Source organism: Methanobrevibacter sp. (assembly GCF_017427765.1).
Taxonomy (GTDB): Archaea; Methanobacteriota; Methanobacteria; order Methanobacteriales; family Methanobacteriaceae; genus Methanocatella.
This window is the reverse complement of sequence record NZ_JAFRSC010000026.1, coordinates 48,992-62,450: the sequence shown is the minus strand read 5'-3', so window position 1 is coordinate 62,450 and position 13,459 is coordinate 48,992. Positions and strand designations below refer to the sequence as shown.

Sequence of the window (13,459 nt, the reverse complement as noted above, 5' to 3'; positions counted from 1 at the left end):
AAACAAGAGCAAAAATGGAATTTGCAAAAAAAGTATACAATTTTTTCTTATTGAAGTTTTAAAGTTATCTGAATTAAAAAAAAAATAAATAAAGGTTTAAAAGTTACCTTTATGCATTAACATGACTGAAAATCCGCCATTCCTATTTGCGATAGTCAATAATCGCAAATATCCTTTTGATACTTGAAAATGCAGTTTCAATAGAAGCCATAGATGTACTTAGTTTTTTAATAGGCTTAGTCAGTAACTGTCCATACATGATAACCGCCAATAGGGTTCCCAGCTGTATTTCACCAACTGACAAAAAGTAAATTCCCGCCATATAGACAGTTATATTACTTACATTTGTCAAAAGGGTTGTAACAGGCTCCATAATATTAGTAATGTTTCTGGATTTGGCATAATAGTCAATTACAGTTTGGTTGATTTTTTTAAACCCTTTTTCATGGAATGAATCACGATTTGCAAGACCTCTTTCAAAATAGCTCATCAATCGGCCCAAATGCTTTTGATGACCATCATAATAGTCTTTAGATTTATAATCGCATAAAGAAAAGGAAGTGACATAAATTGGCAATATCACCAGATAAATTAAGCTCAATCTAAAGTCTGTCATCATCATCAACACTATTACAAGGACTATCGATAGGATTTGCGCATAAATTTCAGAAAATCGGGAGGAGACAAACTCCCTGATGTTCATCACGTCGTTGTTTAATCTGGACATGATGAGGCCCTTTGAGTTTTCCTGAATGAAACCTGACTCGACAACATCAATCCCGTCAAATAATTTCATTCTTAAATTATAGGCCACTTTTTCACCAGTAATCCCCATGATTCTCTTTGGAGTTAATTTTAACAGATACCCTGCAGAATATAATGCCAAAAGCAAGGCAAGGTTAAAGTAGACGCCAGCATCGTTGAATGAATTCACATTGGAACTCAATAAATTAACCGTATTCCCTGCAACTTCAGGGGCATAAACCATGCACAATGTGGATATCGTGAGCAAAATCATTGACATTATTACTTTGATCCTGTCATCCTTTAATATTAGAGTGAATTTTTGAGATATTTCCCTTCTTTCAGCCCAAATGCCCTTATCCTGCCAGGATACATCTTCCTCTACAATTTCTATTCTTTTTGGATTATCAGTGCTTTTGGATTTTATGACTTTATCTTCCAGGTTCAGGACTTCCTCCAAACGCACGGAAGTAGCATATGCACGTGGCCACCTGTCAATTAATGCCGGAAGAAAAGTTAATGTGCTGACGAAGTAGGCAACATATATAAGAATAACGAATGAATCAACTACACTGTCGGTTTCAAAACCAATGGTGTATCCGGAATTAACCATTGCAAATGTAATTAGAACAATGGCATATAAACCCCATAACAATACTGGCCCGAGATAATATTGGCTTAAAATATAGGTGACATTCTTATCATAGGAATTCTCACATGCCTCTTCAAATTCGGCTTCATATTCCTGTTTATTGAATGGAATCCTGCCAGCAATATCACTGATTTTGGATAAAAACATCAGGTTCAGTTTTCCGTATGTCTTTTTGGCCCTGAAAAATATTTTCACAATTTGTTTCATTCTCCAAATCAGAAGCAGGCCAAGAACTCCAACAAATGCCAAGAAGAATATAGCATAAGTCGTATCAATCAGTGCTATTTCAAATAATTGCTACGAGTGTAACTGGAACGAGCATTAATTGTGTGAGTATTATCACTATAAACCCTGTTCTGAGGACATCCCCCTGGTTGACCGTGTAACCAGCCCTGAAATTTTAAATTGCTTGAGTTCCTCACCAGGCAAGTTCATCAGTATATGAAATATTTTCTCACGGACAGTATATGCAGCATTTGAAGCCACTCTTGTTGAGAGATAGGAAATGACATAAATGGCAATCACTGAAATGACCGTATACATCAGCATGTATGATCCTGATTTGATAAGCAAATCGATTTTCTGTTCTTTAACTCCGGTCAAAGCCGCACTGAACAAGTCAATTATTTCCATTTGAAAGAATGTCTGAATGACTATCAAAGCGAAAATAACCAATATTGTTTTCCATTGGAATTTCAGTGAAACCTTCAAAAACTTTCTCATGAATATAATTTAGTTTTTAAAATAATATATATTATTCCCTAAATCATGAAATGAAATGTAGTTACTATTTTCAAAATATAATCGAACATTTGTTCTTCATATTGATTTTCACAAACAGAACATTCGTTCTCTACATCATTTAATAACCATTAAATTTAAATTTAATAATCAATAAGGAGGGAATCAAATGAATAAAAAAATCGTGTTTGCATTAATTGTAGTGGGTCTGCTTGCTGTTTCAGCAGTCAGCGCTCAGAATTCATTGCTTCTAAACAATAATGATGATGATTCCATGTATCAGGTCTCTTTAATGCAGGCTTTCATGCATGGAGAATATAATGGAGTAATCACAGTAGGAGATTTTAAATCACATGGAGACATCGGTCTTGGAACATTTGAAGGAGTAAACGGTGAGATGATAGTTTTGGACGGTGTAGTCTATCAGGCAGCCGCTGACGGAAGCATTAATGTCATGCCGGATAATGAAACCATACCATTCGCCACAATCACCAAATTTGATGAAGATGGAAAAATAACCAATTTAACTGCCAAGAATTTCGATGACTTAACAGGTCAATTGGACAAGGAAATTGAAAAATATGGCGTAAACAACATGTATGTAATCAAAATCAAAGGTGATTTTTCAAACATTACCGTTAGAAGCGTTGAAAAACAGGAAAAACCATATAAGGAATTCACTGAAGTTGCAAAAGTAGACCAAAAGGTATTCAACCATACTGACCAGACCGGAACACTTGTTGCAGTATATTTCCCAGAGTACATGAATGAGTTGAACATGCACGGATGGCATCTTCATTTCCTGTCTGATGATAAGGCAACAGGAGGCCACGTCCTGGGATTCAATAATTTCAGCGGATCAGGCCAGATTGATGAAATCCACGAATTCAACATGATACTTCCAACAGATGACACATTTGTAAAAATGAATTTCACCGAAGACATGACAAATAAAATCAGCAGTGTAGAATAACTCTTTTGAGTTATTCCCTTTTTTTATTTATTAAAAATAACTTGAACTAAACTATCCATATCCTTTTTTTGAATCATGCAGTAATCCAAAGTTATTTTCAATAAGAATATGCTAATATTTGTGTTTTTTTATCAATTTAATTATTTAATTGTATTTTTCAAAAACAATGCCTGTTCCAACATATATTATTGTCTAAATCATGAAATTTAAAAAATATAGTCAGGATTGATATTTCCTGAATGCATAGGCAAGAATTGAGCCTGCAAAATTCTGCCAGACAGAATAAATCGCTCCGGGAACTGTTGCCTGGGACAAGTTTGGAAAATGGGTTTTTGCAAGGCTGGTTGACAAGCCTGAATTTTGAAATGCAATTTCAATAGCCACTGTAATTATCTGTTTTTTATCCAATCCCGCAAGGCGTCCGATTCCAAATCCAATTAACATTGAAAGGAAATACTGCAGGACAATGACAATGAGTATTACAGTAGATGAAGTTAAAATAGCCTGTTTGTTGGCGCCGATTACTCCTGCAACGATTAAACAAATCACAATGGAGGATACAGTAGGCAGGTAATCTTTTAATTTTTCACAAAAATTAGGGAATTTGTAATTCAGAATCAACCCCAACATGATTGGAACAATGACTATCTGAACAATTGAAATGAACATGTCAATCGGATTGAAATGAATCTGATTGCCGATTAACAATAACGTGATAATTGGAGTCAGCAAGGGTGAAATCACAGTGGAAACTGCAGTTAAAGAAACCGACAGTGCCACATCTCCCTTTGCAATGAAAGTAATGACGTCAGATGCCGTTCCTCCAGGCACGGTTCCAACAAGAATGAGTCCGGCGGTCAAAGCAGTATCGAGGCAAAACGCTCTTGCAAGAGCAAATGCCATAAGGGGCATTATGATATATTGTGCTGAAATTCCAACTCCAATTGCCTTAGGATTTCTGATTACATTAATGAAGTCATCCGCTTTCAGTGTGGTTCCCATTGTAAAAAGAACTATGCTTAAAAGCAGATTGATAATGTTGATGCCGTTATATTCGCTTAAAACCCATTTAAATGAATTTGGATAGACTAGAGAAATAGCTACCCCCAACAATATCACTATGAAAAAATATTTTTCGATGAATTCAAAAATCCCTTTCATATTCTAATTTTTTGATTTTGGACCTTAAAAACATGTTGAAAAAATCAAAGGAGAAAATTATTGAATTGACTTCTTTGACTTTTTAAGAAATATTATTGAAACAATAACTGTTGCAATAACCGAAATCGCATTGGCAGCCATTGAAGGCAATCCCAAACATTCCGGAGCCTGCAAGATATATCCGAATGTGATTAATGTGCACAGGATTGCCGGAATCAATGCGACAATATAGGGTTTGTCATTATTGTTAAGATAAGCGCTTGCAACATATAATACAACTGTAGCAACAATTAATTGGGACACGGCAAAATATCTCCAAATCAGACTAAAATCAACAAAAGTTAATCCGAATGCCACTAAAAACAACGGCACAGCAATTTTCAGTCTTGAAATCCACTTTTCATGGTTTAGATGAAGTTCATCGGCAATTGTTATTCTTGAACTTCTAAGTGCAGTATCACCGGATGTAATCGGACAGATGACAACTCCAATAATGGTTAAAACCAAACCGACAGGCCCCACTAATGTTTTTGCCATTTCATAGACTCCTACTGATGGTGTTGCACCATAGATTACTGCAAGTTGAGGCTGTCCGTGGAAAAATGCCATTGCAACTGCAGCCCAAACAAGAGCAACCAAACCCTCCAAAACCATAGCTCCATAAAATACAGGTCTTGCATCATTCTCATTTTCAATGCATCTTGCTACAATCGGGGATTGGGATGCATGGAAACCTGAAACGGCACCGCAGGCAATTGTAATAAAGAGATATGGGAAAATGCTTTTGTCAGTTAAATACAGACCTTGTGTTGTGAATTCCGGAATGGAGTATGACGGATTTAAGATCAACGCTCCAATCATAAGCACTGCCATGATTAGCAGTAATGCTCCGAAAACAGGATATATTTTTCCAATGATTTTATCAACCGGAAATACTGTTGCAATCAAAAAGTAAATGAATATTAGTGTTGTCCAGATAAGTATATCGATATTGGTTAGGTTCGTGAGCAAACCTGCAGCTCCTTTTGCAAAGGTGGCTGAAACAAAAATGCCTGTAATGATAATAAGAACCGCCATGAACTTTTGGACTTTACCTCCCAAATATTTTGAAATGATGCTGGGCATAGTAAATCCTTCATTTCGCACGGACATGAATCCAGAAAAGAAGTCATGAACTCCACCAATGAAAATTGTACCCGCTACAATCCATACGAATGCTGCCGGACCGAATAATGCTCCTTGTATTGCTCCAAAAATAGGTCCCAAACCGGCAATATTTAAAAAATGAACTAAAAAATTCTTTATTCTAGACATTGGCATATAATCAACACCATCCTGCAGTCTGAATGCAGGAGTTTGTTGAGTTTCATCAACGCCTGAAATTCTTTCAATGAATTTTCCATAAACAAAGTACGAACCAACCAATGCCAAAACACAAATAATAAAGCTATACATAATAATACCTTTGATTTTTGATTTTATCTTTTCCAGATACTATTGCTATCCCTATTTTTGACTTTAAAATCCTAATAATCCCAATATTATAGAAATAACAAATATAATTATTCCTATTTTTAATAATGTTTTCAATCCTTTTAAAACAGCATATATTATTAGAACTATTATTAATATCCTAATTACATTCATTATCATCATGTCCATCATGTTTTATAACCTCCGACAATTGTTCTATTCGAAAATTTCGTCTTTTATAAATGATTAAATCAAAACTTTTAAAAAAAAAAAAAAAAATAAAAATAAGCAATCGAAAGATTGCTTATTAAGCTTTTATTCGAGATATAATCTTACACCTTGGACTATTAAAGCTACACCGATAAGGATTGCAGCGAAAAGTGGTTGACCGATTGAAAGTCCTCCAAGAGCAAAGGATATTATACCTAAAATTATAATGAATATAGAAGCGATTTTTGATATTTGTGAATCTGAAATAAGACCAACAATACCTGCTAAAATCAGTATAATACCAATGACATAGAATTGTAATCCGAAAATGAATGACAATGCAGCAATGTTAAATACGAATACCAGCCCCACCAGGACTGCTAAAATTCCAATAACAATATTTAATGCTGAAAATCCGGATAGAATTACAGCTATACCCAAAAATATTAAACTCAATCCAATAAGAATGGACAGAAATGCAGTACTGAAAATAGGACAAATTATAAAAATTAATCCTAAAAGTATTGATAAAATTCCAGATATTTGATTTGATTCCATATTTTTTTCCTCCAAAAATTTTATATATAAAAAAGGGAAATGAGAGTTAAACTCTCATTGATTTTTCATATTCTTAAGCCGCAACGTTGCAATGAATACAATAGCCAGCAGAATAGCCGTTACTATCATTACGAATCCCATGGCTTCCTGAATAATAGTATCTACAGCTTTTAAAACAGTACTGTCCTGTGTGATATTATCAGTACCTGCTTGTTGGAGATAATTGGTGGCATCATCAAAGAATTGTGCGTCGCCTGAATGTTCTGGTGCATACATATCGATTGCAGTAGAAAGACCACCCATAACTCCTAAAATTAAGATTACACCGATAATTGCTGTACCCATTGATTCACCTAATGTCTGTGTGGTTGTAAGAACACCGGATGCGTTGTTTTCATTTTCCTTAGGAATATAAGCTAGGGAAATGTCTGTACTTAAGGACATGACAAAACCAAGTCCAGCACCCAATACAAACAAACCAGGCATTAAATCATACATTGTTGTATTCAATCTGAATTGATAGCTTAAAATCACACATCCAAGGATTGCGATTAGAGATCCTGCGGCTATCAGTTTTTTATGACCAACTTTAGTAGATAAACTTGGAGCTGCTATTGCAAATATAAGCAGACCTATAGTCATCGGAAGTGTAGTCAGACCTGTATTTAATGCATTTAACTGCATTACACTTTGCAGGAACAGGGAAACAGCAAACAATGCTCCTCCCATTGCAAGACAACCTATCAATCTAATGATTGCTCCTACACGTAAATTTCTGTCTTTGAATAACCCCATATCAAGTAACGGCACTTTACCATTACTTTTTCTTCTACTTTCAAACCATGCAAATGCTGCTAAGATAATTAAACCTGCAACGATTACCATTATACTGGTTGAGGTATCTTTTGTCAGCATTAATATACCCCATACGAACAGGACAAGTCCTATTAATGAAATTATAGCACCAGTAATATCCAAATCGCTTCTGGATTCGGTAGGTTCGAAATCAGGTATTTTATGTTGCATTACTAAAATAAAGATAACAAATACTAATTCAACTGCAAATCCCCATCTCCAACTGAAAAATGTTGTCATGACCCCACCGAACAGCGGACCGACAGCAGCAGAAACGGAAACCATTACACTTTCAATTGCCAAAGCAAATGTACGTTTTTCACCGGAATAAATACCACTAATAAGAGAAACAGTAGCAGGTGTCATTAATGCCCCTGCAATACCTTCAATCAATGCCCATCCAATAAATAACACTGGTGTGCTCCAACTTATTGCTGCGGTAAAAGTACCGACACCATAAAGTATAGTACCAATTATGAACAGTTTCTTTTTACCGACAATGTCCTGAAGTTTGGTACTCAGCAGCATGAATGCAGCAGTGATGAGAGTATAAAATGACATAATCAATTGAATAGTACTCACATCAGTATGCAGGTCAACGACGACCTTGGAAATACTAACATTCATGAATGTAGCGTCCAATGTTATAATAAATGAAGCACAGGCCACTAGTATTAATGGAATCCAAGAGTGTTCCTTAAGCGTTTCATTCATTTATTAATCCTCCATATCAATATAAAAATCTTAAGAAAATATTAACTAGATGCCAATATTTTTCTTGTTAATATTTATCATTTTATTGTTTTATAAAGTTTTTGTTGGTTAATTCATTGAAACTATGTGGTTAATCACTATTTTCAAACATAACCAAACGTTTATTCTTAATCTTAATTTTTCATAACCGAACGTTCGTTCTCTACATTATTTAATTACCAAAAAATATAAAATATTATATATATGGATACAAAAGAATTAATTTTAGAAAAGACTTTAAAATTAATGATTGAAAAGGAAAACTCTCTCGTTTCAGTTAGAGAAATCAGTGTCGCCACCGGAATTACTATTGGCGGAATATATCACTATTTTTCAAATAAAGAAGAAATATACAATGAAATTACTGAAAGATATTTTATTAACTATTTCAAATTCAATATTGACGAACTCAGACAGATTAAGGGAAATGCAAAAGAGAAAATCCACGATGTCATGGCTGAAATTTTTACACAAAAACAGGCAGGAATCAAGATTGAAACGATTGAAGATGAAATAGACTACAGAATCATATTGCTGATTTTGACTGCAAAAGGATTTGCTAATGAAAATTACCCCAGGTTTCTCCCCAATAGCCTAAACGAATTGAAGGAATTTTTCACAGAAATTATTGAGGAAGGTCAAAAAAACAGACAAATCCGACAAGACTTCCCAACCGAAGACATTGCAGAGTCATTAATTATCATGTACCTGGGCATTCAATATAAATGGGACATATATTTAATTGATGATATGATTTCAGACTTTGAAGATAATTTTAATTTGGAATGGGAAAAGATTAGATTTAGAGAATAGATATTAAGAAACATGAGGCTGTTAGATGAACACTAAGGACTTGATTGTTGAAAAAACGCTGAAATTGATACTGGAGAAAGGCACAACGGATATTTCAATTAGAGAAATTCAAAAATGCACCGGACTGACAACCGGAGGCATATATTATCATTTTTCAGATAAAAAAGAAATATTCGAAGCGATTCTGCAAAAGTATATGATTGATTACATTAAAATAGATTTTGATAAAATCCCACTTGAAGGTTCCGCAAAGGACCAAATCCATGACACATTGCTTTATATCTTACATCAATACGTAAACGGCGTGGAAATTGAAAGTGTCAATGAAAAAATCAATTATCAAAGTGTAATACTTCTTTTAACCGCAACAGGATATGCCCATGATGATGTTAACGGAACAATTTCACAAATAGGAAATGACATTAGAACTTTTTTAAGATACCTTGTCGAAGATGGTAAAAGTAAAAATGAAATCAGACAAAATTTATCAACTAAAAATATTGTAGAATCATTGTATACAATGTATATGGGAATTCAAGGTTTTTGGTTAACTTTCGCAAATGATGATGTTGATCTCATTTTTGAGAAAAACTTTGACATGACCTGGCAGACCCTCGAATTTCAATGAAAACTATTTTTTTAATTTATTAAAAACCATGAGATTAGTCACTATTTTCCACAAAATAACTGAACGTTTGTCCTTTATATTAAATTTTCACAAACAGAACGTTAGTTCTCTACACCATTTAATTACCATAAAATATAAAATATTGTATGTATGGATACAAAAAAATTAATTTTAGAAAGTACTTTAAAATTAATGATTGAAAAGCAGAACTCTATTATTTCAATTAGAGAAATCAGTGCCGCATCCGGAATTGCTACCGGCGGAATATATCACTATTTTTCTAATAAAGAAGAGATATACAATGAAATTACTGAAAGATACTATCTAAACTATTACAAATTCAATATAGACGAACTCAGGCAGATAAAGGGAAATGCAAAAGAGAAAATCCACGATGTCATGGCTGAAATTTTCAAAGAAAAACAAACCGGAATCGAGATTGAATCGATTGATGATGAAATAGACTACAGAATCATATTGGCGATTTTGACTGCAAAAGGATTTGTTCATGAAAATTTTCAGAGGTTAGTCCAAAGCCTCCTAAACGAATTGAAGGAACTTTTCACAGAAATTGTTGAGGAAGGTCAAAAAAACAGACAAATCCGACAGGACTTTTCAACCGAAGACATTGTAGAGTCATTAATTATCATGTACATGGGAATTGCATATAAATGGGAGGCATATATAATTGATGATATGATTTCTGTCTTTGAAGATAATTTTGATTTGCAATGGGAAAAGATAAGATTCAGAGAATAATTAATTAACTTGAAAACATTGCGTGGTTAGATGAACACTAAGGACTTGATTGTTGAAAAAACGCTAAAATTAATATTGGAGAAAGGTACAATCGATATTTCAATTAGAGATATTCAAAAATGCACCAGACTGACAACCGGCGGCATATATTATCATTTTTCAGATAAAAACGAAATATTTGAAGCGATTATGCAAAAGTATATGGTGGATTATATGAAAATCGATTTTGATAAAATCCCACTTGAAGGTTCCACAAAGGAGAGAATCCATGATGGATTGCTTTATATTTTGCATCACTTCATAGATGGTATGGAAATTGAAAGCATCAATGAAAACATCGATTATGGAACTGTATTAATTCTTTTAACCGCAACAGGATATGCCGATGATGAGGTCAACAGGACAGTTTCACAAATAGGAAAAGATGTTGGAATATTTTTAACCGACCTTGTTGAAGACGGCAAAAGGAAAAATGAAATCAGGGACGATTTCTCAACCAAAAACATTGCCGAAACATTGTACATCATGTATATGGGAGTTCAATGCTTTTGGTTAGATTTCCCAAATGAGGATATTGATCTTCTTTTCGAGAAAAACTTTGAGATGACCTGGCAAGCCATCGAATGGCAGTGAAAATAAGAAAATAATTAATATTCATGGCCTGTTAAGAGTAACCCACCTTCTGTTTAACAGCATTCATCTTAGCGTGCTACCTTGCCTCATACAGGTTGTCATCGGCACCTTTGCTCTTGCATCCTACGGAATGGCCGTTTCACCGCTTCTTTTAATGTCCTCAATTAAATATCATCGTCTACCATTAAAAGCCGTGTCGTTTCTGCTCCAGAGTCATACTTCTCAGTATACGTTTTTCAACGCCGTAGTTCTGTGTGATGGGCGGAGTTTCCTTAGTTTAAAATAAACCAGCAGCTGTCTTTAACTTGCCAAAAATATTAATTAAAAGTAGCAGGGCCTAGATTTGAACTAGGGATCTCGGGGTTATGAGCCCCGCGGGATCACCAGACTACCCCACCCTGCTATACAAACAAAAATAGTATAAAACTATATTATAAATATTGTTTAGATTGTATATAAAGTTTTCCATAAAATGGAAAAAATCAAAGAAAATAAATTTAATTATTTTCTAATGATTCAATTCTTTTATCCAAATCATTTAATTTTTCTTCAGTCACTTTTTGGAATTCTTCAGAAGATTTTTTAAAATCAGCGAAACTTTTATCCAACTTATCCACATTAGCTGTAGTTTCAGAGAATTTATTTTGAAGCTCATCCAAATCATCGGTAGTGGCTAAAGACCAACTTTTAATTAGCTCATCACTTTTTTCATCTAAAAAAGCATCAATTTTTTGGGAAAAAGCATCAGTGTTGAGTGCAGAATCAATATCACTCAATTTGATTTTAATCCTTTTACCCATTGATTCAGATTCCTCTTTTTCAGCAGGAACTTCTTCTTTGGATAAATCATATCCTGATTCTGAACCGCCAGAACTGCCCAAAATTTCATTCATGTGCGCATCAGCACTGGCAGGTACATAACTGCGTATTTTATCAACAGTAGCAGGACTGTTTAACAAATAATAGTAAACTAAAATTACAATAGCTACAATTAAAATTATAACTGCAACTACTTCCATAGCATCCATTTTACCACCTGTCTATTTCATTTTTTTAAGTTTAGCTTCTTTTGCCTCAATTTCTTTAAGCATTTTTTCTAACTTTCTTTGTTCAGTTTCAGCTTCAAGTCTGGCTAATCTTTCATTGATTTCAGAGTGAAGATAACCGACATTGCTTCTGACTTCAGTTGTGGATTGCCTGATAGCTGAAAGACTGTCCTGTTGCTCTTGCGGTAATGGAATAGGATTATCCATTAATCTTTTGGATTCAATGTCTTTTTCAACCATGGACATTTTTTTGAGCTCAATTTCTTTTTCAAGCATTAATATTGAATTTTTAGATTGTGCAACCTTTCTCCATTGGAAAACAATGATAATAATTACAATTGCAACAATGACCGCAATGATTAAGAAAAACATTTGGTCAGGTATTGTAGGAATTTCCATTTAATAACCTCCAATTTTATATAAACTAGTTTAATAATATATTATTATATAAACTTTATCAATAATAAAATTAATTATTCGAAAAAGAAGGTAATACTATATGATAGAATCTTACATAGAAGCTGGAAAACTCACATCAAAGATTCGTGATGAAGCTTCAAAAATGATTAAAGACGGAACTTTAGTTATAGACTTGGTAAATTATGTAGAAAGTGAAATTTTAAAAAATGGTGCCGAAATAGCATTTCCATGCAACGTATCAATTAATGAAATAGCAGCGCATTACACCTCACCTGCAGGAGATAAAACCAAATTTAAGGCTGGAGATATGGTTAAACTGGATTTAGGTGCAATGGTTGATGGCTATATTGCAGATACTGCCGTTACAATAATTGCTGATGGAAACATTGATGAAAATTACACACAGGATGAAATTAACTTACATGAAGAAATAGTAGAAGCATCAGCAGCAGGTCTTGAAGCGGCAATCGCAACTGCGAGAGCCGGAATTGAAGTGTCAAAAATCGGTGCGGCAGTCCATGAGGCAATATCCGAATATAAGTTAAATCCCATTTTTAATTTGACAGGACACAGTCTGGAGCAAAACAATTTGCATGCAGGAATTTCAATTCCGAATTATGACAATCATGACAACTATATTCTAGAAGAAGGCCAGGCAGTAGCGATTGAACCTTTTGCAACCAACGGTGAAGGAATTGTAAATGATGCACCAGGTCATTATATCTTTTCATATATGGCAAATAAACCATTCAGAATGAAAACAACCCAAAGAGTTTTAAAATACATCCAGAAAAACCACAGATACGTCCCATTTTCAGGCCGCTGGATTACAGACGAATTCGGCGAAAGGAAAGGATCAATCGGACTTAAACAATTATCCGAAGCAATGGCAATATATCCTTATGCGCCACTTCGTGAGAAAAAAGACTGTTTTGTAAGTCAAAAAGAACATACAATAATTGTTGAAAAAGAAGGTTGTACCGTTACAACTATCTAGAAGGGATTAACATCTCTTCAAAACTTATTTTTACTAAAATACT

15 protein-coding genes, 1 tRNA gene and 1 other RNA gene are annotated in these 13,459 nt (G+C 34.1%); 6 read left to right on the top strand and 11 right to left on the bottom strand.

Annotation, left to right across the window (positions count from 1 at the left end):
- Positions 1-142: 142 nt before the first annotated feature.
- Both IJL02_RS07875 and IJL02_RS07870 read right to left on the bottom strand, forming a co-directional pair.
- Positions 143-1,645, bottom strand: coding sequence for an ABC transporter transmembrane domain-containing protein (locus IJL02_RS07875; RefSeq protein ID WP_292814494.1), 1,503 nt, complete (start codon positions 1,643-1,645; stop codon positions 143-145).
- Between the two features lie 93 nt (positions 1,646-1,738).
- On the bottom strand, positions 1,739-2,119 hold the full coding sequence (locus IJL02_RS07870) for a hypothetical protein (RefSeq protein WP_292814491.1): 381 nt from the start codon (positions 2,117-2,119) through the stop codon (positions 1,739-1,741).
- 187 nt (positions 2,120-2,306) lie between these two features.
- Between IJL02_RS07870 and budA the strand changes: the two genes are divergently transcribed.
- Positions 2,307-3,110 (top strand): acetolactate decarboxylase, encoded by an 804-nt coding sequence (gene budA / locus IJL02_RS07865; protein ID WP_292814488.1) that lies wholly within the window; start codon positions 2,307-2,309, stop codon positions 3,108-3,110.
- A gap of 219 nt (positions 3,111-3,329) precedes the next feature.
- Here budA and IJL02_RS07860 read toward each other — a convergent pair whose 3' ends face one another.
- The 5 genes from IJL02_RS07860 to IJL02_RS07840 all read right to left on the bottom strand — a co-directional run bounded on the left by IJL02_RS07860 (position 3,330) and on the right by IJL02_RS07840 (position 7,994).
- Positions 3,330-4,271: a bile acid:sodium symporter family protein gene (locus IJL02_RS07860; RefSeq protein ID WP_292814485.1), complete on the bottom strand. Its 942-nt coding sequence runs from the start codon at positions 4,269-4,271 to the stop codon at positions 3,330-3,332.
- A gap of 57 nt (positions 4,272-4,328) precedes the next feature.
- The gene (locus tag IJL02_RS07855; RefSeq protein ID WP_292814483.1) at positions 4,329-5,726 is read right to left on the bottom strand and encodes a carbon starvation protein A; all 1,398 of its coding nucleotides are present in this window, start codon (positions 5,724-5,726) and stop codon (positions 4,329-4,331) included.
- A gap of 63 nt (positions 5,727-5,789) precedes the next feature.
- Complete coding sequence (locus IJL02_RS07850; protein ID WP_292814480.1) at positions 5,790-5,936, bottom strand: hypothetical protein; 147 nt, start codon at positions 5,934-5,936, stop codon at positions 5,790-5,792.
- Between the two features lie 123 nt (positions 5,937-6,059).
- Positions 6,060-6,512 carry a DUF308 domain-containing protein gene (locus tag IJL02_RS07845; RefSeq protein ID WP_292814477.1) on the bottom strand — a complete coding sequence of 151 codons (453 nt, stop codon included), beginning with the start codon at positions 6,510-6,512 and terminating at the stop codon, positions 6,060-6,062.
- Between the two features lie 54 nt (positions 6,513-6,566).
- On the bottom strand, positions 6,567-7,994 hold the full coding sequence (locus IJL02_RS07840) for an MFS transporter (protein ID WP_394357494.1): 1,428 nt from the start codon (positions 7,992-7,994) through the stop codon (positions 6,567-6,569).
- A 330-nt stretch (positions 7,995-8,324) separates the two neighbouring features.
- Here IJL02_RS07840 and IJL02_RS07835 point away from each other — a divergent pair, with 330 nt between their 5' ends.
- From IJL02_RS07835 to IJL02_RS07820, 4 genes are all read left to right on the top strand, one after another.
- Entirely contained in the window at positions 8,325-8,933 is a 609-nt protein-coding gene (locus IJL02_RS07835) for a TetR/AcrR family transcriptional regulator (RefSeq protein ID WP_292814471.1), read from the top strand.
- Positions 8,934-8,958: 25 nt separating this feature from the next.
- A complete protein-coding gene (locus IJL02_RS07830; RefSeq protein WP_292814468.1) occupies positions 8,959-9,561 on the top strand; it encodes a TetR/AcrR family transcriptional regulator in 603 nt (200 codons plus the stop codon).
- A gap of 150 nt (positions 9,562-9,711) precedes the next feature.
- Entirely contained in the window at positions 9,712-10,320 is a 609-nt protein-coding gene (locus tag IJL02_RS07825; protein WP_292814466.1) for a TetR/AcrR family transcriptional regulator, read from the top strand.
- Positions 10,321-10,350: 30 nt separating this feature from the next.
- The gene (locus IJL02_RS07820) at positions 10,351-10,953 is read left to right on the top strand and encodes a TetR/AcrR family transcriptional regulator (protein ID WP_292814461.1); all 603 of its coding nucleotides are present in this window, start codon (positions 10,351-10,353) and stop codon (positions 10,951-10,953) included.
- Between the two features lie 26 nt (positions 10,954-10,979).
- On the opposite strand, the gene rnpB is transcribed toward IJL02_RS07820, so the two are convergent.
- The 4 genes from rnpB to IJL02_RS07800 all read right to left on the bottom strand — a co-directional run bounded on the left by rnpB (position 10,980) and on the right by IJL02_RS07800 (position 12,398).
- Positions 10,980-11,262: RNase P RNA component (rnpB, locus tag IJL02_RS07815), an RNA gene on the bottom strand.
- Between the two features lie 19 nt (positions 11,263-11,281).
- Positions 11,282-11,356, bottom strand: a tRNA-Met gene (locus IJL02_RS07810).
- Between the two features lie 94 nt (positions 11,357-11,450).
- On the bottom strand, positions 11,451-11,981 hold the full coding sequence (locus IJL02_RS07805; RefSeq protein ID WP_292814458.1) for a hypothetical protein: 531 nt from the start codon (positions 11,979-11,981) through the stop codon (positions 11,451-11,453).
- Positions 11,982-11,993: 12 nt separating this feature from the next.
- Positions 11,994-12,398, bottom strand: coding sequence for a hypothetical protein (locus IJL02_RS07800; RefSeq protein ID WP_292814453.1), 405 nt, complete (start codon positions 12,396-12,398; stop codon positions 11,994-11,996).
- 100 nt (positions 12,399-12,498) lie between these two features.
- On the opposite strand from IJL02_RS07800, the gene map reads away from it, so the two are divergent.
- Complete coding sequence (map, locus tag IJL02_RS07795) at positions 12,499-13,416, top strand: type II methionyl aminopeptidase (RefSeq protein WP_292814450.1); 918 nt, start codon at positions 12,499-12,501, stop codon at positions 13,414-13,416.
- Positions 13,417-13,459 lie beyond the last annotated feature (43 nt).